General features: G+C 65.2%; 19 protein-coding genes. 11 read left to right on the top strand and 8 right to left on the bottom strand.

Annotated features, from left to right (window positions below):
• Window positions 1–10 precede the first annotated feature (10 nt).
• On the top strand, window positions 11–1,087 hold the full coding sequence (locus NKJ15_RS01420) for an NAD(P)/FAD-dependent oxidoreductase (RefSeq protein ID WP_352767205.1): 1,077 nt from the start codon (window positions 11–13) through the stop codon (window positions 1,085–1,087).
• Here NKJ15_RS01420 and NKJ15_RS01415 read toward each other — a convergent pair.
• The gene (locus NKJ15_RS01415) at window positions 1,081–2,454 is read right to left on the bottom strand and encodes an amidase (protein ID WP_352813799.1); all 1,374 of its coding nucleotides are present in this window, start codon (window positions 2,452–2,454) and stop codon (window positions 1,081–1,083) included. The two genes, NKJ15_RS01420 and NKJ15_RS01415, sit on opposite strands and share 7 nt — an antisense overlap.
• Before the next feature lie 170 nt (window positions 2,455–2,624).
• Window positions 2,625–2,840, bottom strand: coding sequence for a DUF6356 family protein (locus NKJ15_RS01410; RefSeq protein ID WP_352469961.1), 216 nt, complete (start codon window positions 2,838–2,840; stop codon window positions 2,625–2,627).
• A gap of 115 nt (window positions 2,841–2,955) precedes the next feature.
• On the opposite strand from NKJ15_RS01410, the gene NKJ15_RS01405 reads away from it, so the two are divergent.
• The 3 genes from NKJ15_RS01405 (at window position 2,956) to NKJ15_RS01395 (ending at window position 4,652) form a co-directional block, all read left to right on the top strand.
• A complete protein-coding gene (locus NKJ15_RS01405; protein ID WP_023676368.1) occupies window positions 2,956–3,426 on the top strand; it encodes an Lrp/AsnC family transcriptional regulator in 471 nt (156 codons plus the stop codon).
• Between the two features lie 84 nt (window positions 3,427–3,510).
• Window positions 3,511–3,996, top strand: a complete 486-nt coding sequence (gene dut, locus NKJ15_RS01400; RefSeq protein WP_023717930.1) for a dUTP diphosphatase — start codon at window positions 3,511–3,513, stop codon at window positions 3,994–3,996.
• Entirely contained in the window at window positions 3,996–4,652 is a 657-nt protein-coding gene (locus NKJ15_RS01395; RefSeq protein ID WP_352458656.1) for an HAD family hydrolase, read from the top strand. The genes dut and NKJ15_RS01395 overlap by 1 nt, the downstream gene beginning before the upstream one ends.
• Before the next feature lie 33 nt (window positions 4,653–4,685).
• On the opposite strand, the gene NKJ15_RS01390 is transcribed toward NKJ15_RS01395, so the two are convergent.
• Entirely contained in the window at window positions 4,686–5,270 is a 585-nt protein-coding gene (locus NKJ15_RS01390; RefSeq protein ID WP_352767202.1) for a TetR/AcrR family transcriptional regulator, read from the bottom strand.
• 82 nt (window positions 5,271–5,352) lie between these two features.
• Here NKJ15_RS01390 and NKJ15_RS01385 point away from each other — a divergent pair, with 82 nt between their 5' ends.
• The 4 genes from NKJ15_RS01385 (at window position 5,353) to NKJ15_RS01370 (ending at window position 8,592) form a co-directional block, all read left to right on the top strand.
• Window positions 5,353–5,763 (top strand): SRPBCC family protein, encoded by a 411-nt coding sequence (locus NKJ15_RS01385; RefSeq protein ID WP_352813797.1) that lies wholly within the window; start codon window positions 5,353–5,355, stop codon window positions 5,761–5,763.
• A 77-nt stretch (window positions 5,764–5,840) separates the two neighbouring features.
• Entirely contained in the window at window positions 5,841–6,698 is an 858-nt protein-coding gene (locus tag NKJ15_RS01380) for a hypothetical protein (protein WP_352767198.1), read from the top strand.
• A gap of 77 nt (window positions 6,699–6,775) precedes the next feature.
• The gene (locus NKJ15_RS01375; RefSeq protein WP_352469965.1) at window positions 6,776–7,579 is read left to right on the top strand and encodes an isocitrate lyase/PEP mutase family protein; all 804 of its coding nucleotides are present in this window, start codon (window positions 6,776–6,778) and stop codon (window positions 7,577–7,579) included.
• Between the two features lie 14 nt (window positions 7,580–7,593).
• Window positions 7,594–8,592 (top strand): proline racemase family protein, encoded by a 999-nt coding sequence (locus tag NKJ15_RS01370; RefSeq protein WP_352767195.1) that lies wholly within the window; start codon window positions 7,594–7,596, stop codon window positions 8,590–8,592.
• On the opposite strand, the gene NKJ15_RS01365 is transcribed toward NKJ15_RS01370, so the two are convergent.
• On the bottom strand, window positions 8,589–9,284 hold the full coding sequence (locus NKJ15_RS01365; protein WP_352767193.1) for a sulfate transporter family protein: 696 nt from the start codon (window positions 9,282–9,284) through the stop codon (window positions 8,589–8,591). The two genes, NKJ15_RS01370 and NKJ15_RS01365, sit on opposite strands and share 4 nt — an antisense overlap.
• 213 nt (window positions 9,285–9,497) lie before the next feature.
• On the opposite strand from NKJ15_RS01365, the gene NKJ15_RS01360 reads away from it, so the two are divergent.
• Window positions 9,498–10,490 (top strand): adenosine kinase, encoded by a 993-nt coding sequence (locus NKJ15_RS01360; protein ID WP_352458263.1) that lies wholly within the window; start codon window positions 9,498–9,500, stop codon window positions 10,488–10,490.
• A 184-nt stretch (window positions 10,491–10,674) separates the two neighbouring features.
• Here NKJ15_RS01360 and NKJ15_RS01355 read toward each other — a convergent pair whose 3' ends face one another.
• Window positions 10,675–12,954, bottom strand: a complete 2,280-nt coding sequence (locus tag NKJ15_RS01355) for an NADP-dependent malic enzyme (RefSeq protein ID WP_352767191.1) — start codon at window positions 12,952–12,954, stop codon at window positions 10,675–10,677.
• Between the two features lie 203 nt (window positions 12,955–13,157).
• On the opposite strand from NKJ15_RS01355, the gene mutS reads away from it, so the two are divergent.
• Entirely contained in the window at window positions 13,158–15,806 is a 2,649-nt protein-coding gene (mutS, locus tag NKJ15_RS01350; RefSeq protein WP_352767422.1) for a DNA mismatch repair protein MutS, read from the top strand.
• 110 nt (window positions 15,807–15,916) lie between these two features.
• Here mutS and NKJ15_RS01345 read toward each other — a convergent pair whose 3' ends face one another.
• The 3 genes from NKJ15_RS01345 to NKJ15_RS01335 all read right to left on the bottom strand — a co-directional run bounded on the left by NKJ15_RS01345 (window position 15,917) and on the right by NKJ15_RS01335 (window position 19,803).
• On the bottom strand, window positions 15,917–16,762 hold the full coding sequence (locus tag NKJ15_RS01345) for an aldo/keto reductase (protein WP_352813795.1): 846 nt from the start codon (window positions 16,760–16,762) through the stop codon (window positions 15,917–15,919).
• Window positions 16,763–16,868: 106 nt separating this feature from the next.
• On the bottom strand, window positions 16,869–17,255 hold the full coding sequence (gene copM, locus NKJ15_RS01340) for a CopM family metallochaperone (protein ID WP_352540444.1): 387 nt from the start codon (window positions 17,253–17,255) through the stop codon (window positions 16,869–16,871).
• Window positions 17,256–17,298: 43 nt separating this feature from the next.
• On the bottom strand, window positions 17,299–19,803 hold the full coding sequence (locus NKJ15_RS01335; RefSeq protein WP_352813793.1) for a heavy metal translocating P-type ATPase: 2,505 nt from the start codon (window positions 19,801–19,803) through the stop codon (window positions 17,299–17,301).
• A gap of 227 nt (window positions 19,804–20,030) precedes the next feature.
• Here NKJ15_RS01335 and NKJ15_RS01330 point away from each other — a divergent pair, with 227 nt between their 5' ends.
• Window positions 20,031–22,829 carry a [protein-PII] uridylyltransferase gene (locus NKJ15_RS01330; protein ID WP_352813791.1) on the top strand — a complete coding sequence of 933 codons (2,799 nt, stop codon included), beginning with the start codon at window positions 20,031–20,033 and terminating at the stop codon, window positions 22,827–22,829.
• Window positions 22,830–22,848 lie beyond the last annotated feature (19 nt).

Below are 22,848 nucleotides of genomic sequence, written 5' to 3'. Positions count from 1 at the left end.
GGAGTGAAGCATGACAGCTGCGAAAGAAGTGATCGTCATCGGCGCCGGTATCATCGGCGCCTCCATCGCCTGGCACCTGACCAGGGCTGGAGCAAAGGTGACGGTCGTTGCCGGCAGCGGCGCCGGCGGCGTCGCGACACCGAATTCCTTTGCCTGGATCAATGCCAGCTGGGGTAATCCGCAGCCTTACTTCCGACTACGGACTCGATCGATGGCCGAATGGACGCGACTGGCGAACGAGGTGCCCGGCATCCCGTTGCAATGGTGCGGCGGCCTGTGCTGGGACCTGCCACGTCCCGAACTCGAAGCCTATGCGGCCGAGCACTCCGCATGGGGCTACGGCATCGAGCGTGTCGACCTTGCCGGAGCGGCCCGCATCGAGCCCAATCTGACCGAGCTTCCCGATTTCGCCCTTTATGTCGCCGAGGAAGGCGTTGCCGAGCCGGTCGCCGCCACGCAAGCACTGCTGGCCGACGCCGAACGGCGCGGCGCGCGAATTGTAGCCGGGACGACCGCGACCGCTCTGGTGCAAGCCAACGGCAGGCTTGCCGGCGTCGATACATCCGGCGGGCGGATTGCTGCCGACGAGGTGGTGATCGCGGCCGGAGCCGGCTCTCCGGCAATCGCTGCCACAGCCGGGATAGAACTGCCGATCGAAACGCCGCCCGGCCTGATCGTGCATTCGCGCCCCTACGAAAAGCTGCTCAACGGCCTGGTGATCGGCGACCGCCTGCATATGCGCCAGACGGCGGAAGGCCGCGTCATCGCCGGCTCGGATTTCGGCGGCGCCGATCCCGGCATGGATGCCCCGGCCACCGCCCGCGACCTGTTTGCGGCGATGAAGGCGATGCTGCGCGGCGCGGATGGGCTGGAACTCGATTTCCACACCATTGGCTACCGGCCGACCCCGGTCGATGGCTTTCCGATCATAGGCCGCGCCGAAGGCACGAGCGGCGTCTATGTTGCGGTCATGCATTCCGGCATCACGCTGGCGCCGGCCGTCGCCCTGTTCGCCGCCCGCGAAATCCTCGACGGCGAGCGCGATCCGCTGCTTGATCCCTACGGACTGGCGCGGTTTACTCAATAACCGGGCGGGCGGCGAAAGCCGCCGGCCAGCGGCTCGATTGCCCTGGCGATCCCGAGCAGGCGCCGCTCCGACCAGCGTTTGCCGACAAGCTGTAGTCCGATGGGCAGGCCGTCGCGATCTTGTCCGCAGGGCAGCGACAGTGCCGGATGGCCGCTGTAGTTGAACACCGCGCCATAGGCCGGCAGCATCCAGTAGCTTTGCGTCTTGCCGTCGACCCCGATCGGCGTTCCCGGCTCGCAATGCGGGAAGGCGGTGGCCATGGCGACCGGGCACAGCAAGGCGTCGCAGCCGTCGAAGAACCGTTCCCACGCCAGGATGGAGCGGTCGCGGCGGGCGAGCGCCTCGAACCAGCGCGAGACCGGCGTCGGCTTCTCCCGCGGTTGGGGCTGGGCCGCCTCCAGCATCATGCCGATCAGCGCACCGCCTTGCTCCAGGTCGTCGTGCAGGTCGAGCTTCGGCAATTTGGCATCCTCGACGATGGCGCCTGCCGACTGAAGCTCCTTTGCCAGACTTTCGACCGCCGCGCTGATCTCGCCGGCCACCGGAAAGCCCGGAAAGGACGGCGCGACGGCAATGCGCAAATTTCTGAGATCCAGCTCCGGCATGGTTTCGACCGGTACCGGCGCAAGGTCGGTATCGCTTCCATCCGGCCCGGCAATGAGGCCGTAGATCAGTGCCAGGTCCTCGACGCTGCGCGCCATCGGTCCGAGGCAGGAGATCAGCCTCACGCTGTGCGGCGCCCCGCCTGGATCGGGGAAGGCGCCGGCGAGCGAGACGCGGTGCTCGGTCGGCTTGAGGCCGTAGACGCCACAAAAGGCGGCCGGCAGCCGGATCGAATCCTGCATGTCGGTGCCGACCTCGAACGGCGTCATACCGGTGCTGAGTGCCGCCGCCGCACCGCCGCTGGAGCCGCCGGCGGTGCGCTGGAGGTTCCAGGGGTTGCCGGTGCGGCCGAACAGTGGATTGTCAGACTGCCAGTCACCGAGCATCGTCGCCACGTTCGTCTTGCCCACCAGCACGCCGCCTGCCGCCTTCAGCCGGGCAACGACCGGACTGTCTGCCCTCGGAGCATAGTCGGCGAAGGCCGGGAAGCCGACGGTGGTTCTCATGCCGGCGGTTTCATGCGTGTCTTTCAGTGTGAACGGCACGCCATGCAGCGGCCCAAGGGCCTCGCCGCGCGCCTGCGCGTCGTCGGCTTTGACGGCGCGTTGCCGCGCACCGTCCCGATCGAGGGTTACGACGGCATTGACCGCCTTATTGTGCCTGTCGATCTGCGCCAGATGCTCGTCCAGCACCTCTATTGCGGAAACCGTACGGTCGCGGATGGCCGCGGCCAGTTTGGTGGTCGAGGAAAAGACGATGTCCATGGTGAATGCTCCGGGCTATCGCGCCGCGATCCTCAAAATGGCGGATTGGCGCGTGGATACAAGCCTGGCTCGGCATTCGACGATGGCGGCGCTTGATCGGGATTGCGCTGCGGGGCCTGTTGAGGGTCGGCGCTGTCCAGCGGCCTCGCTGCGCTCGGTACCTCTGCGGCTTACCGTCCTCTGTTGTGCGTCCGCTCATAGAGCTCACGGATGATGCCGCTTGCCGTGGTCTCGAACAGAAACGGCAAGAAAGCATGAACGAGCGCGGCAAAGGCCGCCATGAACAATCGCGACGAGAACCATGCGGCGAAAGCCATATGGCCGAAATAACTCTCGCCGACCGCGGCCGGGTGAGAGGTGAAAAGTCTTGCGAGCCGTGCGGTCACGTCGATCCCTCCTGCCGGCATGAAGAGCCGGCGATGAGTATACTGGCATGGGTGTTCGGTTCATCGGTCTCAAATTGTCCTTGTGAAAGGCTGAATTTTGGGACAAACATCCCACATGGCGCCGGAAATCGACGAAATAGACCGGAGATTGCTGGCCGAGCTGCAACGCGACGGCACGCTGTCCGTCGACCAGCTCTCGGCAAGAATATCGCTGTCGCGCAATGCCTGCTGGCGCCGGGTGAAGCGGCTGGAGGAGGACGGCGTCATCACCGGCCGGGTGGCGCTGGTCGATGCCGACAAGCTTGGGCTCGGCCTTTCGGTGTTCATCCTGATCCGCACCTCCAACCACGATCCCGACTGGCTGCAAAGATTCCGGGCGGCGGTGACCGGCTTTGCCGAGATCACCGGCGCTTACCGCATGTCCGGCGATCTCGACTATGTCCTGCGCGCCCGCGTCGCCGATGTGAAGGCGTATGACCGGCTCTATCAACGGCTGATCGCCAAGGTGGCACTATCCGACGTTTCGGCCTCCTTCGTCATGGAGGAGATCAAGGAGACCACGGTCGTTCCGATGGAACTGCGCTGAGGCGGAACCGCACTGAAAGAAAGCCGTTGATAGCATTGCCGCCGAGTTGACTGAGCCGGCGTTCGCGACGATAGGATCAGCCTCATGCGCGCAGCACTTTATCCCACCTCCGTCATCGGTCCGGCTGTCGGCTTCGTCAGGCTGCCGCATGGCGAGGGCTTGCCGCTTCCGGCCTATGAAAGCTCGGGCGCCGCCGGCATGGACCTGCGCGCCGCCGTCCCGGACGACAGGCCGCTCTTGATCCTGCCGGGAAAGCGCGCGCTGGTGCCGACCGGGCTGGTCCTGGAAATTCCGGAGGGCGTCGAAGGCCAGGTCCGGCCGCGTTCGGGCCTCGCCTTCAAGCACGGGCTCACCTGCCTCAACACGCCGGGCACCATCGACAGTGACTATCGCGGCGAGGTCAAGGTGCTGCTGATCAATCTCGGCGACGAGGATTTCGCGGTGACGCGGGGCATGCGGATCGCCCAGATCGTCTTCGCCCCGGTGACGCAGGCGACCGTCGAGGAGCGCACATTGGCTGGCGGCACAACGCGCGGCTCGGGCGGCTTCGGATCGACCGGCACGGCCTGATGAAAATACCCAAGCTCGTCATCTTCGATTGCGACGGGGTTCTGGTCGACACCGAGAACCTGGCCAATCGGCGCCTCGCCGAATGGCTGACCGCGGCCGGCTTTCCGGCCAGCTTCGAATATTGCCGGAAGAATTTCTCCGGCCGCAGCATGGTCTCGGTGCAGAAGGAAGTCGAGGCGACCGGCGTCAGCCTCGGCGCCGATTTCGTCGAGCGCTGGAACGCCGGCCTGCCGGACCTGTTCGCGCATGGCGTCGAGGCCATCCCCTACGTTCGCGAGTTCATCGAAACCGTGCACGCCGCCGGCATCGCCACCTGCGTCGCCTCGTCGGCACGGGTATCGAAAATGCACATCACGCTCGGTCAGACCGGGCTGCTGCCGCTGTTCGAGCATGCGCTGTTCAGCTCGACCATGGTCTCGCGCGGTAAGCCGTTCCCCGACCTCTTCCTGCATGCGGCAGCGACGATGGGCTTCGCACCCGCCGACTGCATCGTCATCGAGGACAGCGTCGCCGGCACGGCAGCCGGCATCGCCGCCGGCATGCGCGTCTATTCCTACCACGGCGACCCGCTTTCCGACCGCGACGGGCTGATCGAAGCCGGCGGCATCCTGTTCGACGACATGCGTGAACTGGCCGGGCTGGTGCCGATCCACTGATCGCCTTTGCGCAGCCTGCATGCGCGCCCGATCTCAGACCGGGCGCGGCGCCCCAAGTACTCGGTCGACCGTGTCGCGTATGAGACTGCGCAGATTGGCCGGCCTGTCGAGATGACTGACGACAAGGAGGCCGTCGGCCGCCACCGTTAGCGCGTCCGCGGTGCGGTCCGGATCGGGATCTGCGTCGGCGATCAGCAAGTCCCTGAGGGTGCCCCACTTCCAGTGACGATGCTGATCGATCGCCTGGCGAACCGGGCTGCTGGGGTCCGGATATTCAGCAGCGGCGTTCTGAAACGGGCAGCCGCGGTAGCCCGGCTGATCCGCCGCGTCGGCGATGAGATCGAATATGGCAAGGATCATCTGGCGAGGTGGCCGCCGGCCAAGGCTCGCGATTGCCGCCCGTCCTCCCTTGCTGAGCTCCTCGATATAGGCGCGGACGAGGTCGTCCTTGGCCGCGAAGTGATGATAGAACGTCGCCTTGGCAACGCCGGCCTCGGCGATGATGCGGTCGATCCCGACTGCACGGACCCCCTCCAGAGAAAACAGTGCGGTCGCCGTATCGAGGATGCGACGACGCGCAAGGCTTTCGGGACGATCGTTGATTCGGGCTGCGGACATGTCTTGACTGTATAGCAGACAGGTCTGTATACATCCATATGTAGACAGACAGGTCTACCTGTTAACGAAGGGAAGGCGAAACATGGCTTCGATAATCAGGGAAATCATCGTAGATGCTTCACCGGACAGCGATTGGGCGACGGTGGGCGACTTCGCGGGCGGCGCCCAACGGATAGCCCCAGGCGTTTTCGTCGACTGCCGGGTGGATGAGGGCGCGGTACGGGCCCTTACTTTCGCCGACGGCAAGATTGTGCGAGAGCGGCTCATCGCCCGCGACGAGCAGAGCCGGCGGATCGTGTGGGGATGGCTCGGCGACGAGGTCACCCACGATAATACCTCCATGCAGGTCTTTGCCGAGGGCGAGGGCCGGAGCCGCCTGGTCTGGATTCACGACACTCTGCCCGACGAACTCGGCGCGTGGCTCGCAGCCGCCATGGATCAGCTGGTGCCGGTTTTCCAGCAGACCCTGGCGAGCCAAGCCAAGCCAACATAGTGAGGCAACGCCAGGTGTTTCCTCTTGGTCGCAAAATGCTCTAGCTTGCGCGCGCCCGAGATAACGAGCGCGCGCGCATGACCTTCTCCCTGCTTCGTTTCATCTTTGCCTGCCTGCTGCTGCCCTGTCTTTGGACGACGGCCAGCGCGGAGGCCGTCAGTTTCCCGGAGCTCGGCAGCGCCGTCCCCGGCCACGGCGATGTCACCTATCTCGATCTCGCCAGGATGGTCATTCCCGATCTGACCGCGGACAAGGACGGTTTTTTCCGAGGTTCGATGCCGATCGAGATGCGCCACGTCGCTGGACCGGACTACGACGGCTCGCCGCCGGCGACGTCGGGTCTTTCCAGCGGCGACGTGCTCGGCATCAAGGCCGGCGGCAAGGACCGGCTGGCGATGCTGCTCGACCTCGGCGACTCGCCTGACAGCGCCGAGGGCTATGCCGCGCTGGCACTCTACGACATCACCGGCAAGCCGGCCTTGCTCGACGCGGTCAATGTCGCCGTCGACCGCAGCACCTACTTTCGCGATCCGGGCAAGCTGTCGATCGGGCCCGGCGATGACGCCATCATCAGCATGAGCATGCATTTCAATTCGAGCCAGGGCTATGGGATCACGCCGCTGATCATGGTCCGCAACGACAGGTTCGAGCTGATCGACATGATCTATACGTTCGACGAAAACCTCTGCACTCATAGGAGGACACAGAATGCGGCGTTCCAGGTGATCGCCGACGGCCAGCCCTATGCAGCCATCAAGGTCACGGTGACCGACGCGACGCTGCCGGGAGAAGAAAGCTGCGACGGCCAGCCGCCGCCAGAGGCGTCTTCGCGCGACATCTCCGTCACCTATCATTGGGACAAAAATGCTTCGCGCTACGTCAAGGATTCCGACGCGCTGGATCGATTGGCAGATGACAACGCCAAACGCTTCTGAGCCAACCGCATTTGTTTGCCCGGCGCCTTCCGCCGGGCTAGAATTTGCCTCACATTCTGCACTGGAGGGGAGCATCCATGGACAAGGGCAAGATTTTTCGCGACCTGCATGCCTCGATCTTCGTCATGGCCAATTCCTGGGACGTCGGCACGACCAAGCTCTTGGCCTCATTCGGCTTCAAGGCGCTGGCCACGACCAGCGCCGGCTTTGCCTTTTCGCGCGGCCTGCCGGACGGCGCGGTGACGTTCGAGGCGATGATCCATCATTGCCGTGAAGTGTCAGCGGCGACCGGGCTGCCGGTTTCGGCGGACCTCGAAAAGGGCAAGGGCGACAGCGCGACAAGTGCCGGCGAGACCATCTTCGCCGCCGAGGCGGCTGGCCTCGCCGGCTGCTCGATCGAGGACCATACCGGCGAGCCCGACAAGCCGATCTATGATTTTGCGCATGCCGTCGAGCGCGTCGCGGCGGCGGCGGAAGCGGCACGGGCACTGAAACGCGATTTCGTCTTCACCGCGCGGGCCGAGAATTTCCTGTGGGGCAAGCCCGACCTCGACGATACGATCAAGCGGCTGCAGGCCTTCGAGAAGGCCGGCGCCGACGTGCTCTATGCACCGGGGCTGGGCGACATCGAGATGGTGCGAACCGTCTGCTCGGCGCTGACCAAGCCGGTCAACGTCATGGCCGGGCCCGGCTTCACCATCGCCGACCTGGCCATGGCGGGGGTAAAGCGCGTCTCGCTCGGCCCATGGCTGACCAATTTCGCCTTCGGGATGCTGGAGACCGCGGCGCGCGAGATCCAGCAGGATGGCACCTTCGGCTTCACCCGCGCCGCCATGCCGTTCGGCAAGCTGCAGGCGCTGTTTGCCAAACCTTCCGCCTAGGTCGGGTCCGGCAAATGACGCTCACGGTCGTGGACATGCACACCGGCGGCGAGCCGCTGCGGATCGTCACCGGCGGCTACCCCGATATTCCCAAGGGCACGATCCTCGAAAAGCGTGCGTATGTGCGCGACCATCTCGATCATCTCAGAAAGATCCTGATGTTCGAGCCGCGCGGCCATTACGACATGTATGGCGCGCTGCTGGTGGAGCCCGACCTGCCGGGCGCCGACCTCGCGGTGCTGTTCATGCACAATGAGGGCTATTCGACGATGTGCGGCCACGCCATCGTCGCGCTCGGCCGCTACGCCGTCGACGAGCGGCTGGTGGCGCCACGCGAGCCGCTGTCGACCGTCAATATCGAGGCGCCATGCGGGCTGATTTCGACTGCAGTCGAGGTAAGGGATGGCAAGGCCGGCGCGGTGTCCTTCGAAAGCGTGCCGGCGTTTCTGTTCGTCGGCGACCAGCGGATCGAGCTGCCGGGCTATGGTCCGGTCGGCTTCGACATCGCCTATGGCGGCGCCTTCTATGCACTGGCCGACTGCCGCCAGTTCGGGCTGGAATTTGGCAGGAACCGGGTGCGCGATTTCGTCGATGCAGCGACCGCGCTGACTGATAAGCTGAAGGCCGAATTGCCGCTGTCGCATCCCGACCATGCCGATCTCGCCTTTCTCTACGGCACAATCCTGACCGACGGACAGGATGCGTTCTCCGATACGCCGACCAAAAACATCTGCGTTTTCGCTGAAGCCGAGGTCGACCGTTCGCCGACCGGCTCCGGCGTCACCGCGCGGCTGGCGGCCATGCACGCCAAGGGCCAGATCGAAATTGGCCGGACGCGGCTGTTCGAGAGCATTGCCGGCTCGCGCTTTTCCGGCGCGGTCGTACGCACGGCCACGGCCGGGCCGCATGATGCCATCATCGCCCGCGTCGGCGGCCGCGCCTATTATTCAGGGCGGGCCGAATTCATCGTCGAGGACGATGATGAACTGGGGCGCGGCTTTCTGCTGCGCTAGCTCCCTTCCCGCGCCGAGATCGCCTTGTGCAGGTGCACCATCATGGCGGCGGCGAAGAGCGGCGTCAGAAGGTTGAGCAGCGGCACGGCAAGAAAAGCAGCAATGAGCAGCCCGGCGAGAAACACCGTGCCCGCATATTTCCTGCGCAACGCCCGTGCCTCGGCCTCCGGGCGAAAGCGCATGGCGGCGAATTCGAAGAACTCGCGCCCGAGCAGATAGCCGTTGACGACGAAAAAGGCGGCGATGTTGATGCCCGGCACCAGCAGAAGCAGCAGGGCGACGATGTTGCCGAGGATGACGACGCCGAAAAACCGGATCGCCAGCACCAGCGAGCGCAACGCCGGCACGGCGCGGCCGGGCGGGTCGTTTGGATAATCGGTGCGCTCGACCACTTCGGCGACGTCGTCGAGGAACAGGCCGGCGATGATCGCCGTCACCGGCGCGATGAGCAGCGCCAAGCCCAGCGCAAGGCCGATGCCGGCGACGACGGCGCCCAGCCATCCGGCCCAGGAGGGTAGGGCGGGCAGCCATGCATCGATCCACGGCCAGGCCAGCCATTCGAACAGGCTCTTGATCCCGAACCACAGCGCCGCCAGCGCCAGCAAGGTCAGCCCCAGTGTCTTCAGGAACACGGAACGGAATTCGGGCGAGAACAGCCGGCTCAAGGCGGCACGGGCGGCGTCGAGGATCACGGCGTTTCTAATTCCATGTCAAACGAGGCCCATGGGCGATATTTCGGGATAGGCGGAGACAGGTCGCGAGACAAGCGCAAACCGCGCGATACGAAGCATGCGTTCTGCCCGGATTTATAACTCGCGGCCTAGGCAAAGCCGCATCAAACCGCTAGACCCGCCCGCGCCCGGCGTGGCAGAAAGCCGGTGGGTTTTTGGCGGAGACATGAATTGATGCCGGACTATGACGTGCTTTGTATCGGAAATGCCATCGTCGACATCATCGCCCAGTGCGACGAGGCGTTCCTGGAGACCAACGGCATCATCAAGGGCGCAATGAATTTGATCGACACGAGGCGCGCCGAACTGCTCTACAGCCGCATGGGCCCGGCCATTGAAGCCTCGGGCGGCAGCGCCGGCAACACGGCGGCGGGCGTGGCCTCCTTCGGCGGTCGCGCCGCCTTCTTCGGCAAGGTCTCCAACGACGCGCTCGGCGAAATCTACGCGCATGACATCCATGCCCAGGGTGTCGCCTTCGACACCAGGCCGCTTAACGGCGAACCGCCGACAGCGCGCTCGATGATCTTCGTCACGCCGGACGGCGAGCGCTCGATGAACACCTATCTCGGCGCCTGCGTCGAGCTCGGCCCGGAGGACGTCGAGGCCGACAAGGCGTCGGGCGCCGCCGTCACCTATTTCGAGGGCTATCTGTGGGACCCGCCGCGCGCCAAGGAGGCGATCAGGCAGACGGCTAAGCTCGCCCACGCCGCCGGGCGCGAAGTGTCGATGACATTGTCGGACTCGTTCTGCGTCGATCGCTACCGCGACGAATTCCTCGATCTGATGCGCTCCGGCACCGTCGATATCGTCTTTGCCAACAGTCACGAGATCAAGTCGCTCTACCAGACCGCGTCTTTCGACGAGGCGCTGGCCCAGATCCGCAAGGATTGCAAGATCGCCGCCGTTACCCGCTCGGAAAAGGGCTCGGTGATCGTGCGCGGCGACGAGACCGTGACCATCAATGCGACCAGGATCCGCGAGCTGGTCGACACCACCGGCGCCGGCGACCTCTATGCCGCCGGCTTCCTCTACGGCTACACGCAAGGCCGCAGCCTCAAGGATTGCGGCGATCTCGGCTCGCTGGCAGCCGGGCTGGTCATCCAGCAGATCGGCCCAAGGCCACGGCAGAATCTGCGCCGAGAGGCCGAGCAGGCGGGGCTTCTGTAGCGGCATCTCTTCCTTCTCCCCCTGTGGGAGAAGGTGGATCGGCGCGCAGCGCCGAGACGGTTGAGGGGTGCTGGATGGAGTGCTGCCGGTGCCAAGCTGGAACACCCCTCATCCGACCGAGCTTCGCTCGGCCACCTTCTCCCACAGGGGGAGAAGGGAGAGGCGCTGCTGCTGCCCCCGCTCCTCAAGCCCCCGCGCTATACGCCGCAATCGCTGCCATGTTGACGATGTCCGAATCCTTGGCATTGAGCGAGACGATCTGAACCGGCTTGTTCAGGCCGACCAGCAGCGGGCCGATGACGGTCGAGCCGCCGAGCTCCTGCAGCATCTTGGTCGAGATCGAGGCCGAGTGGAAGGCCGGCATGACCAGCACGTTGGCCGGGCCGGTCAGCCTGATGAACGGGTACTGCGCCATGGCGCGGGCGTTGAGCGCCACGTCGGCGGCCATCTCGCCGTCATACTCGAAATCGACGCGGCGCTTGTCGAGGATGCGCACCGCTTCCTGGACGCGCTCGGAGCGCTCGCCCTGCGGATGGCCGAAGGTTGAATAGGCGAGCATGGCGAGCCTCGGCTCGTAGCCCATGCGGCGGGCAAAACCGGCAGCCTCCTCGGCGATGTCGGCGATCTCGACGGCATCAGGCATGTCGTGCACCGCGGTATCGGCAACGAGGACGGTGCGACCCCGCGCCAGCACGATCGACACGCCGATGACGCAGTGGCCGGGCCTTGCGTCGATGACGCGGCGGATGTCGTCGAGCGCCGTCGAATAGTTGCGGGTAACGCCGGTGACGATGCCGTCGGCATCGCCCAGCGCCACCATGCAGGCGGCGAAATGGTTGCGGTCGTTATTGATCAACCGCTGGCAGTCGCGGAACAGAAAGCCTTTGCGCTGCATGCGCTCGTAGAGATAGTCGGTGTAGATCGAGTTGCGGCGCGACAGCCGCGCATTGATGATCTCGATGCCTTGCTTGCCGAGGTCGATGCCGGCGTTCCTGGCGTTTTCCTTGATGATGTCGTCGCGTCCGAGCAGGATGGCGGTGCCGAGCCGCTGGTTCACATAGGAGACGGCGGCGCGCATCACCTGCTCCTCCTCGCCCTCGGCAAAGACGATGCGCTTGGGCTGGCGGCGGACGCGGTCGTAGATGCGCTGCAGCGTCGAGGCGATCGGGTCGCGGCGGGCGGAAAGCTCCTGCGCGTAACGGTCGAGATCGAGGATCGGCTTGCGCGCGACGCCGGAGTCCATCGCCGCCTTGGCGACGGCGATCGGGATCGCCGATATCAGGCGCGGATCGAACGGCACCGGGATGATGTAGTTGGGGCCGAATTTCGGCCGGTTGCCCTGGTAGGCGGCGGCGACGTCGTCGGGCACGTCCTGGCGCGCCAGTTCGGCGAGCGCTTTGGCCGCGGCGATCTTCATGTCGTCGTTGATGGTGGTCGCCCGCACATCCAGCGCGCCGCGGAAGATGTAGGGGAAGCCAAGCACATTGTTGACCTGGTTGGGATAGTCGGACCGTCCCGTCGCCATGATGGCGTCGGTGCGGATCTCGGCGACTTCTTCCGGCGTGATCTCGGGGTCGGGATTGGCCATGGCGAAGATGATCGGGTTTTTGGCCATCGACTGCACCATCCTGGTGGTCAGCGTGCCCTTGGCCGAGAGGCCGAGGAACACGTCGGCGCCGTCCAGCGCCTCGGCCAGCGAGCGCGCGCCGGTTTTCACGGCGTGCGCCGACTTCCACTGGTTCATGCCTTCGGTGCGACCCTGGAAGACGACGCCCTTAGTGTCGCACAGGATGATATTTTCTGGCGCAAAGCCCATCGCCTTCATCAGTTCGATGCAGGCGATGCCGGCAGCGCCGGCGCCGTTGCAGACCATTTTCGTGGTCTTCATGTCGCGGCCGGTGATTTCCAGCGCGTTGATCAGGCCGGCGGCCGAAATGATGGCGGTGCCGTGCTGGTCGTCATGGAAGACCGGGATGTCCATCAGCTCGCGCAGCCGCTGCTCGATGATGAAGCACTCCGGTGCCTTGATGTCCTCGAGGTTGATGCCGCCGAAGGAGGGGCCGAGAAAGCGCACGCAGTTGATGAATTCGTCGGCATCCTCGGTATCGACCTCGAGGTCGATGGAATCGACATCGGCGAAGCGCTTGAACAGCACCGCCTTGCCTTCCATTACCGGCTTCGAGGCCAGCGCGCCGAGATTGCCGAGGCCGAGGATGGCGGTGCCGTTGGAGATGACGGCGACCATGTTGCCGCGAACCGTGTAGTCGAAGGCGCGGCTCGGGTCCTCGGCGATGGCGAGAACCGGCACAGCGACGCCCGGCGAATAGGCAAGGCTGAGATCGCGCTGCGTCGCCATTGGTTTTGTGGCTACGATCTCCAGCTTGCCGGGGCGGCCCATGGCATGGAATTCCAATGCCTCCTGGGCGCTGACGGAGGGCCCGTTGCTTTCGGTTTTCTTGGCCATGGTACTTTCGGTTTCCTCGCCCGTACGGCACCGCTTGAGATGGGTGCGCATGCTTTCTTTTGTGGAAGGTTCGGGATTAAGGCTACACTTCGCCGCTGTAAACCGCCAAGCATGGCTTGCAAAAATTTGGAAGCAGCTTCTTGAACGACGAGACGCCCATTCGAAGCGACAACGCCACGCCGGCCTTCGCGCCGGCGACGCCGATGATGGAGCAGTATATCGAGATCAAGGCGGCGAACCCGGATTCGCTGCTGTTCTACCGCATGGGCGATTTCTACGAGCTGTTCTTCGACGACGCCGAAAAGGCAAGCCGGGCGCTCGGCATCGTGCTGACCAAGCGCGGCAAGCACCAGGGGCTCGACATCCCGATGTGCGGCGTGCCGGTGCATGCCGCCGACGATTATCTGCAGAAGCTGATCGGTCAGGGGTTCCGCGTCGCCGTCTGCGAGCAGATCGAGGATCCGGCCGAGGCCAAGAAGCGCGGCGGCAAATCGGTGGTGCGCCGTGATGTGGTGCGGCTGGTGACACCCGGCACCATCACCGAAGACAGACTGCTGGCGCCGTCGGAATCGAGTTTCCTGATGGCGCTGGGACGAGTCAAGGGCGGGGCAGAGCACGCTTTCGCCTTGGCCTGGATCGAGATCTCGACCGGTGTCTTCCGCGTCGCCGAGACCACCGCCGACCGGCTGCTCGCCGATGTCTTCCGCGTCGATCCGCGCGAGCTGATCGTCGCCGAGCCGGTGTTTTACGACCCGGAGCTGAAACCGGTCTTCGACGTGCTCGGCCGCGTCGCCAGCCCGCAGCCGCCGTCGCTGTTCGATTCGGCTTCGGCCGCCGGCCGCATCGCCCGCTTCTTCGAGGTGGCAACGCCGGATAGTTTCGGCACGTTTTCGCGCGCCGAACTGTCGGCGATCTCGGGCGTCATCGCCTATGTCGAAAAGACGCAGAAGGCCGAGCGGCCACCGCTGTCGCGGCCGCAGCGCGAGGAGCAGGGTTCGACGCTGTTCATCGACCCGGCGACGCGCGCCAATCTGGAGCTGCTGCGCACGCTGTCCGGCAGCCGCGACGGGTCGCTGTTCAAGGCGATCGACCGCACGGTGACCGGCGGCGGCGCAAGGCTGCTCGCCGACCGGCTGACGGCGCCGCTGACGGACCCGGCGGCAATCGCCGCAAGGCTGGACTCGGTGTCGTTATTCCGCTCCGAAACGCGCCTCTGCCAGGCGGTGCGGGCAAGCCTGAAGAGCGTCGCCGACATGCCGCGCGCGCTGTCCAGGCTGGCGCTCAACCGCGGCGGCCCGCGCGACCTCGGCGCGCTGCGCGCCGGTTTCGAAGCGGCCGGCGCCATCGCCGAACTGTTCGGCCAAACCGCATTGCCGGCCGAACTGACCGCGGCGTTGGGAGCTATCAAGGCACTGCCCAGTGATCTGGCGACGCATCTGGCACAGGCGCTCAGCGACGAGCTGCCGTTGCTCAGGCGCGACGGCGGCTTCGTCCGCGGCGGCTACCACGCCGAACTCGACGAGATGCGGGCACTGCGCGACGAGTCGCGAAAGGTGATCGCCGGGCTGGAGCGTTCGCTGATCGACGAGACCGGCATCCGCTCGCTGAAGATCAGGCACAACAATGTGCTCGGCTACTATATCGAGGTCACCGCCAATCATCATGCGCTGATGACCGGCAGCGACGGCGCCAGGGCGCGCTTCATCCATCGCCAGACCATGGCCAACGCCATGCGCTTCACCACCACCGAGCTCGCCGAGCTGGAATCGAAGATCGCAAATGCCGCCGACCGGGCGCTGGCGATCGAGCTTGCCGCTTTCGAGGCGCTGACGGCGGAAGTCGTCGGCCAGGCCGACAGGATCCGCGCCGGCGCCGAAGCGCTCGCCGTGCTCGACGTTTCGGCCGCACTTGCCTTGCTTTCCGAGAGCGAGGCCTGGTGCCGGCCGCTGGTCGATGCGAGCCTTGCCTTCGAGATTGCGGGCGGACGCCACCCGGTGGTCGAACAGGCGCTGCGGCGTTCCGGCGAAGGTCCGTTCGTCGCCAATGATTGCGACCTGTCGCCGCAAGGCGATGCCAAGGCCGGCGCGATCTGGCTGCTGACCGGCCCCAATATGGGCGGCAAATCGACCTTCCTCAGGCAAAACGCGCTGATCGCCATCCTCGCCCAGACCGGCTCCTTCGTGCCTGCGGCATCAGCCCATATCGGCGTCGTCGACCGGCTGTTTTCGCGGGTCGGCGCCTCCGACGATCTGGCGCGCGGCCGCTCCACCTTCATGGTCGAGATGGTCGAGACGGCGGCGATCCTCAACCAGGCAGGCGAACGCGCACTGGTCATCCTCGACGAGATCGGCCGCGGCACCGCCACTTTCGACGGCCTGTCGATCGCATGGGCGGCGGTCGAATATCTGCACGAGAAAAACCGCTGCCGGGCGATCTTCGCCACGCATTTCCACGAGATGACGGCGCTGGCCGGAAAACTGCCGCGGCTCTCCAACGTCACCATGCGGGTCAAGGAATGGGAGGGCGACGTGGTCTTCCTGCACGAGGTCGGCAAGGGTGCGGCCGACCGTTCCTACGGCGTCCAGGTAGCGCGGCTGGCCGGCCTGCCGGAAGCGGTCGTCGGCCGGGCCAAGGAAGTGCTGCACCAGCTCGAAGCCGGCGAGGTCTCGGGCAAGGCCAACCGTCTGGTCGACGACCTGCCGCTGTTTTCCGTGGCGGCGCAGCGGGAAGCGTCGAAGCCGGCGAAGAGTGATGGGCTGGGTTTGGCGCTAGCGGAGATCAATCCCGACGAGATGACGCCAAGGGAAGCGCTGGAGGCGCTGTACCGGCTGAAGGGGATGGCTGAGAAGTAGTGCTCGTCCGATAGCGCTCTACGGCACCCCCCTCTGTCCTGCCGGACTGTCCGGCAGGACAGAGGGGGGTGTGACGGAACGCTGCTTTGGCTTGCCTTCCGCCCCACCCCTCAAATCATCGCCAAGCCGGACTTCCGCCTCGGTGGTGGGAAGGCGCGGTCAATTTCGGCGAAATCTTCGCTCGTGAGCTCGATGTCCAACGCCGCGACATTCTGCCGGATATGCTCCGGGCGGCTGGCCTTCGGAATGGCAATCACGCCGTCCTGCGCCATCACCCAGGCAAGAGCGATCTGCGCCGGCGTCGCACCGTGGCGGGCGGCGATGGCATCTAACCTGGCGTTGCGCGCCAATACCCCCTGATCGACCGGCGAATAGGCCATCAGCGGCATGCCGCGTTGCCGGCTCCACGGGGCGAGGTCGAACTCGACGCCGCGCTGCGACAGATTGTAGAGCACCTGGTTGGTCTGGACGTTGCCGCCGGCCGGCAACCGAACCAGCTCTTCCATCTCATCGGTATCGAAATTGCTGACGCCCCAATGGCGGATCTTGCCGGCCGCCTTCAACGCTTCGAACGCCTCTACCGTTTCCATCAAAGGAACGCTGCCCGGCCAATGCAAGAGATAGAGATCGATGCGGTCGGTGGCGAGATGCCTCAGGCTGTTCTCGCACGCCCGTTTCACGCCGGCGCGTGAGGCATTGGACGGCAGCACCTTGGAGACCAGGAAAACCTCGTCGCGGCGACCGGCGATGGCCTCCGCCACCACCTCCTCGGCACCGCCGCCGGCATACATTTCGGCGGTGTCGATCAGCGTCATGCCGAGATCCAGCCCGAGCTTCAGGGCATTGGCCTCGTCGCCACGGCGGCGGCCGTCCTCGCCCATCTTCCAGGTGCCCTGGCCGAGCACCGGCACGGCTTCGCCGCAGGGCAGGGTGGTCGTTCTTATCGTCGAAGGCATGGCATGCTCCAGTCCGAGGCCCGGATAGCATAGCCGCCAAGGGAAATCCAGGCGAAGCAGAAATCCAGGTGAAGCCTCTCGCCCGGATTCCCCGACAGCGTGACGCCTACTTCACCGGATGGGCAGCGAGCCAGTCCTGCATCTGCTTGATCTCGGCTTGCTGCGCGGCGATCACTGCTTCCGCCAGCTTGCGGATTTCCGGATCCTTGCCGTTGGCGAGCTCGATCTTGGCCATGTCGATGGCCGCCTGGTGATGCGGGATCATGCCGCGGGCGAAATCGACGTCGGCATTGCCGGAATATTCGATCGCCATCATGTCGGCGTGCATCTTGTCCATCGCCGCCTTGTAGCCCTCGGTCGAGGGACTCTGCGCGCCCATTGCGCCCATGTCGTGCTTCATCTCCTCGGCTTGTGCCGGAACGCTTTCGAGGAAAACAGCAAGCAGCATCCCCGCCGCCATCATCAGCAGCACGATCTTCTTGGCCAGGGTCATTCATCGTCTCCTTTTTTGAACAGGGTCTATCTGGAAGTTTTAATCAGAGTTTCAACGTCCTGAGCCGCAATGCGTTGGCGATGACCGAAACCGAAGACAGGCTCATCGCCGCCGCCGCAATCATCGGCGACAGCAGCGTGCCGGTGAGCGGATAAAGCACGCCGGCAGCAACCGGCACGCCAAGCACATTGTAGAGGAAAGCGAAAAACAGGTTCTGGCGGATGTTGCGGATCGTCGCGCGGGCCAGCGTCCTCGCCCTGACGATGCCGTTGAGATCGCCCTTGACCAGCGTAATTCCCGCACTTTCGACCGCAACATCGGCGCCTGTGCCCATAGCGATGCCGACATCGGCAGCGGCCAGTGCTGGCGCATCGTTGACCCCGTCGCCGGCCATGGCGACGCCGACGCCGTTTGCACGCAATTCCTCGACCAGCGCACCCTTCTGCTCGGGCAAAAGCCCAGCACGCACCGCGTCGATGCCGAGCTTGGCTGCGATGGCCTTGGCGGTGCGCTCGTTGTCGCCGGTCGCCATGACGATCCTCAGCCCGCTGTCATGCAGCGCCTTGATCGCCTCGGCGGTGGTCGCCTTGATCGGGTCGGCAACGGCGACGAGGCCGGCGAGCTTGCCTGCGACAGCGACGAACATCGCGGTCTTGCCGTCGGCCTGCAGCGCCTCGGCGCTGGCCAGGACCGACGCCGTGTCGATGCCGAGATCGGCCATCATCGCGGCATTGCCGAGCGCCACCTTCTGCCCCGAAACCGTGCCGGAAACGCCCTTGCCGGTGACGGCCTCGAAACCGCCGGAGTCGGGGACCTTCACGCCGCGTTCGCGGGCGCCTTCGACGATCGCCTCGGCCAGCGGATGCTCCGAGCCTTTTTCGAGACCGGCGGCGAGCGCCAGCAGCTCGTCCTGCGCCATGCCTTCGACGGCAACGACATCGGTCAGTCGCGGCCGGCCTTCGGTCAGCGTTCCCGTCTTGTCGACGATCAGCGTATCGACCGAGGCGAAGCGTTCGAGCGCCGCCGCTTCCTTGATCAGCACGCCGGCATGCGCGCCGCGCCCGGTGGCGGTCATGATCGACATTGGCGTGGCAAGGCCGAGCGCACAGGGACAGGCGATGATCAGCACCGAGACCGCCGAGACGATGGCAAAGACCAGGCTGGGTTCCGGTCCGACGATCGCCCAGGCGACGAACGCAATGATCGCAACCAGAACGACGGCCGGGACGAAGTAGAACGAGACGCGGTCGGCCAACCCCTGGATCGGCGCGCGTGAACGCTGCGCCTTGGCGACCAGCTCGACGATGCGCGCCAGCGTCGTCTCGGCGCCGACTTTGTCGGCGCGCATGATCAGCGAGCCGTTCTTGTTGAGCGTACCGCCGGTGAGGTTGTCGCCGTCGGTCTTTTCGACCGGCAGCGGCTCGCCTGTGATCATCGATTCGTCGATGGAGGAGCGCCCTTCGAGCACAATGCCGTCGACCGGCACGGCGTCGCCTGGGCGGATGCGCAAGCGGTCGCCGGCCTTGACGGTTTCGAGCGGCACGTCGTCTTCGGAACCGTCCGCGCCGATCAGCCGCGCCGTCTTCGGCGCCAGGTCGAGCAGCGCACGGATCGCCGAACCGGTTTTCTCGCGGGCACGCAATTCCAGCACCTGGCCGAGGAACACCAGCGCGACGATTACCGCCGCCGCCTCGAAATAGACCGGTACGGTGCCGTCATGGCCGCGGAACTGGTGCGGAAAGAGGCCTGGAAACAGCGTGGCGATGACGCTGTAGAGGTAGGCGGCACCGACGCCGAGCGAAATCAGCGTCCACATATTGGGGCTGCGGTTGAGGATCGAATCCCAGCCGCGGTGGAAGAACGGGAATGCCGCCCACAGCACCACCGGGCTGGCCAGCGCCAGCTCCAGCCAGACCTTCGCGCGGTCGTCGATGAAGGCCTGAAACGTCAGGCCGAGCATCGGCGTCATGGCGATGAGCAGCAACGGCACGGACAGCACCGCGCTCACCCAAAAGCGCCTGGTGAAGTCGACCAGTTCCGGGTTAGGTCGCTCGTCGCCGGTCGGCACGCCCATCGGCTCCAGCGCCATGCCGCAGATCGGGCAGGAGCCGGGCTTGTCGCGGATGATTTCGGGATGCATCGGGCAGGTGTATTGCGTGCCCTTGGGCATCGGCTGCGGCGCCGGCCTGTCGCCGAGATATTTTGCCGGCTCGGCCTCGAACTTCGCCTGGCAAGCGGCCGAGCAGAAATAGAAGCCCCGGCCCTCGTGCCGCAAAAAGTGCTTGGCCGTGGCGCGATCGACGCTCATGCCGCAGACGGGATCGGTAGCGGTCAGGTATTTTTCCGGCTCGGCGACGAATTTCGCGCGGCAGCTCTCGCTGCAGAAATGATAGCGACGGCCGTCATGCTCGGCCGTCGGCTTGCCGGCAGCCGGATCGACGGTCATGCCGCAGACCGGATCGCGGATGACGGCGTCCGCAGCAGAGGGGGCGCCTTTTGCCGAGCAGCAGCTGCCATGGGCGTGATGATGGTGATCGGAATGCGTCATGCCGAAAGCCCCTGTATTTCGATGTTGCGGCGGAGGTAGTGCTTCCAGTAACTGGAAGGTCAAGGGGCCGATTTCGATTTTTCGTGGCCAGGCGCTAACCGAACCGGCCGCGGGCGCGAGATGATCCTCCTGTCGGCGGCTGCGGAGAACGCGTCCGTCCGCCCCATACCCAGCGCCGCGAAAACGCGCTATAGACGCCGCCGAAACGGCGAGGCCGAACGGCATTTATGGCAAGAATATCCCTGAAGCTCGAGGAACTGATCGACGGCGAAGCCTTGCGCCGCGAGATGACCGAACTGACCGCGGCCACGGCAGGCGACGGCTCCGGCAAGGCCGCGCGCAGCGGCGTCCTCAAGCTTCTCAAAAGCCGGCTCGCCGACGGCCGCACGGTCGCCGAACGCATGCTGATGGACGATGGCAGCGGCACCGCCTGCGCCGCCCGGCTGTCGCATCTGATGGATGAGATCATCCGCGCGCTCTACGATTTCGCCGCCACCCATGTCTATCGCGTCAAAAACCCGTCTTCGGCCGAGCGCATGGCGGTCGTGGCCGTCGGCGGCTATGGCCGCGGCACGCTGGCGCCCGGGTCCGACATCGATCTGCTGTTCCTGCTGCCCTACAAGCAGACGCCCTGGGGCGAGCAGATCGTCGAATACATGCTCTACATGCTGTGGGATCTGGGGCTGAAGGTCGGCCACGCCACGCGCAACATCGACGAGTGCCTCAGGCTGTCGCGCACCGACATCACCATCCGCACCTCGATCCTGGAGGCGCGCTTCCTGTGGGGCGAGCAAAAGCTCTATGACGAGCTTTTGCAGCGCTTCGACCACGAGGTGGTGCGCACCACCGGCCCCGAATATGTCCAGGCCAAGCTCGCCGAACGCGACGAGCGCCACGCCAAGGCCGGCGAGAGCCGTTACCTGGTCGAACCTAACGTCAAGGACGGCAAGGGCGGCCTGCGCGACCTGCAGACGCTGTTCTGGATCGCCAAATATTTCTACCGCGTGCGCACCGGCGAGGAACTGGTCGACAAGGGCGTCTTCACCGACGCCGAATACAGGGAATTCCAGAAGGCCGAGGATTTTCTATGGGCGGTGCGCTGCCACATGCATTTCCTCACCGGCAAGGCCGAGGAGCGGCTGCATTTCGATATCCAGCGCGATATTGCCGAGCGGCTGGGCTACACCACCCATCCCGGCCTGTCGGCGGTCGAGCGATTCATGAAGCACTACTTCCTCGTCGCCAAGGATGTCGGCGACCTGACCCGCATTTTCTGCGCCGCGCTGGAAGAAGAGCAGGCCAAGCATGTGCCGGGCTTCAACCGCATCTTCCTCACCTTTTCGCGCCGCAAGCGCAAGCTCGCCGGCACGGCCGATTTCATCGTCGACAACCACCGCATCAACATTGCCGACGACGAGGTGTTCGAGCGCGATCCGGTTAACCTGCTCAGGCTGTTCTGGTTTGCCGACAAGCATGGCCTGGAATTCCACCCCGATGCGCTGAAGCTTTTGACCCGCTCTCTCGGCCTCGTCGGCAAGGCGCTCAGGCGCGACGAGGAGGCCAACCGGCTGTTCCTCGATGTGTTGACCTCGGACCGCAACGCCGAGCTCAATCTGCGGCGCATGAACGAGGCCGGACTGCTTGCCAAGCTGATCCCGGACTTCGGCAAGATCGTCGCCATGATGCAGTTCTCGATGTACCACCACTACACGGTGGACGAGCACCTCATCCGCTGCATCGGCGTGCTGGCCGAGATCGAGCGCGGCGACGGGGAAAAGATCCATCCACTCGCCCACTCGCTGATGCCGGGGCTGAAGAAGAGCCGCGAGGCGCTCTATGTCGCCGTGCTGCTGCACGACATCGCCAAGGGCAGGCCGGAGGACCATTCGCAAGCCGGCGCCAGGATCGCCCGGCGCATCTGCCCGCATATGGGGCTGTCGCCGGCCGACACCGAAACGGTCGCCTGGCTGGTCGAGAACCACCTCGTCATGTCGATGACGGCGCAGACCCGCGATCTCAACGACCGCAAGACGATCGAAGATTTTGCCGCCATCGTGCAGTCGGTCGAACGGCTGAAGATGCTGCTTGTGCTTACCGTCTGCGATATCCGCGGCGTCGGGCCTGGGGTCTGGAACGGCTGGAAGGGCCAGTTGCTGCGTACGCTCTACTACGAGACCGAGCTTTTGTTGACCGGCGGGTTTTCGGAGGTGTCGCGCGCCAAACGGACGGCGGCGGCGCGCGAACAACTGGCCGAGGCGCTTGCCGACTGGCCGGAAAAGGCCCGCAAGCGTTATGTCGGCCAGCACTACGAGAACTATCTGCTGGCGGTCGATCTTCCCGACCAGCTCCGCCATGCCGAATTCATCCGCGAGGCCGATCACGCCGGCAAGAAGCTCGCCACCATAGTCAAAACCCACCAGTTCGAGGCGGTGACCGAGATCACCGTGCTGGCGCAGGACCATCCGCGCCTGCTCTCGGTGATTGCCGGCGCCTGTGCCGCGGCCGGCGGCAACATCGTCGACGCGCAGATCTTCACCACCTCGGACGGCCGCGCGCTCGACACCATCCTGATCTCGAGGGAGTTCGACCGCGACGAGGACGAGCGCCGCCGTGCCGAGCGCGTCGGCCGGCTGATCGAGGACGTGCTGTCGGGCAAGAGCTGGCTGCCCGAAATGATCGAGAAGCGCACCAAGCCGCGGCGCGGCGCCAAGGTTTTCCGTATTCCGCCACGCGCCGAGATCCGCAACACGCTGTCGAACCGTTTCTCGGTGATCGAGGTCGAGGGGCTGGACAGGCCGGGCCTTCTGTCGGAGATCACCGGCATGTTGTCGGACCTGTCGCTCGACATCGCCTCGGCCCACATCACCACCTTCGGCGAAAAAGTCATCGACACGTTCTACGTCACCGATCTCACCGGCCAGAAGATCGACAGCCCGTCGCGTACGGCGACCATCCGCAACAGGCTGATCGCGGTGCTCGAGGGCACGGCGTCCGAGCGCGGCAAGACCAAAACGGCCGCCGAGTGACGGTTACCTTCCATTTGCC

Source organism: Mesorhizobium sp. M0207, from assembly GCF_040321995.1.
Taxonomy (GTDB): Bacteria; Pseudomonadota; Alphaproteobacteria; order Rhizobiales; family Rhizobiaceae; genus Mesorhizobium.
Note: the sequence above shows the minus strand (reverse complement) of the source record. Positions and strands in the feature narration are given on the sequence as shown.

Bases quoted from the DNA above. Each gene is read 5' to 3' on its own strand.
- NKJ15_RS01420 (WP_352767205.1), top strand. From the start codon at position 11: ATGACAGCTGCGAAAGAAGTGATCGTCATCGGCGCCGGTATCATCGGC.
- NKJ15_RS01415 (WP_352813799.1), bottom strand. From the start codon at position 2,454: ATGGACATCGTCTTTTCCTCGACCACCAAACTGGCCGCGGCCATCCGC.
- NKJ15_RS01405 (WP_023676368.1), top strand. From the start codon at position 2,956: ATGGCGCCGGAAATCGACGAAATAGACCGGAGATTGCTGGCCGAGCTG.
- dut (WP_023717930.1), top strand. From the start codon at position 3,511: ATGCGCGCAGCACTTTATCCCACCTCCGTCATCGGTCCGGCTGTCGGC.
- NKJ15_RS01395 (WP_352458656.1), top strand. From the start codon at position 3,996: ATGAAAATACCCAAGCTCGTCATCTTCGATTGCGACGGGGTTCTGGTC.
- NKJ15_RS01390 (WP_352767202.1), bottom strand. From the start codon at position 5,270: ATGTCCGCAGCCCGAATCAACGATCGTCCCGAAAGCCTTGCGCGTCGT.
- NKJ15_RS01385 (WP_352813797.1), top strand. From the start codon at position 5,353: ATGGCTTCGATAATCAGGGAAATCATCGTAGATGCTTCACCGGACAGC.
- NKJ15_RS01380 (WP_352767198.1), top strand. From the start codon at position 5,841: ATGACCTTCTCCCTGCTTCGTTTCATCTTTGCCTGCCTGCTGCTGCCC.
- NKJ15_RS01375 (WP_352469965.1), top strand. From the start codon at position 6,776: ATGGACAAGGGCAAGATTTTTCGCGACCTGCATGCCTCGATCTTCGTC.
- NKJ15_RS01370 (WP_352767195.1), top strand. From the start codon at position 7,594: ATGACGCTCACGGTCGTGGACATGCACACCGGCGGCGAGCCGCTGCGG.
- NKJ15_RS01360 (WP_352458263.1), top strand. From the start codon at position 9,498: ATGCCGGACTATGACGTGCTTTGTATCGGAAATGCCATCGTCGACATC.
- NKJ15_RS01355 (WP_352767191.1), bottom strand. From the start codon at position 12,954: ATGGCCAAGAAAACCGAAAGCAACGGGCCCTCCGTCAGCGCCCAGGAG.
- mutS (WP_352767422.1), top strand. From the start codon at position 13,158: ATGATGGAGCAGTATATCGAGATCAAGGCGGCGAACCCGGATTCGCTG.
- NKJ15_RS01345 (WP_352813795.1), bottom strand. From the start codon at position 16,762: ATGCCTTCGACGATAAGAACGACCACCCTGCCCTGCGGCGAAGCCGTG.
- copM (WP_352540444.1), bottom strand. From the start codon at position 17,255: ATGACCCTGGCCAAGAAGATCGTGCTGCTGATGATGGCGGCGGGGATG.
- NKJ15_RS01335 (WP_352813793.1), bottom strand. From the start codon at position 19,803: ATGACGCATTCCGATCACCATCATCACGCCCATGGCAGCTGCTGCTCG.
- NKJ15_RS01330 (WP_352813791.1), top strand. From the start codon at position 20,031: ATGGCAAGAATATCCCTGAAGCTCGAGGAACTGATCGACGGCGAAGCC.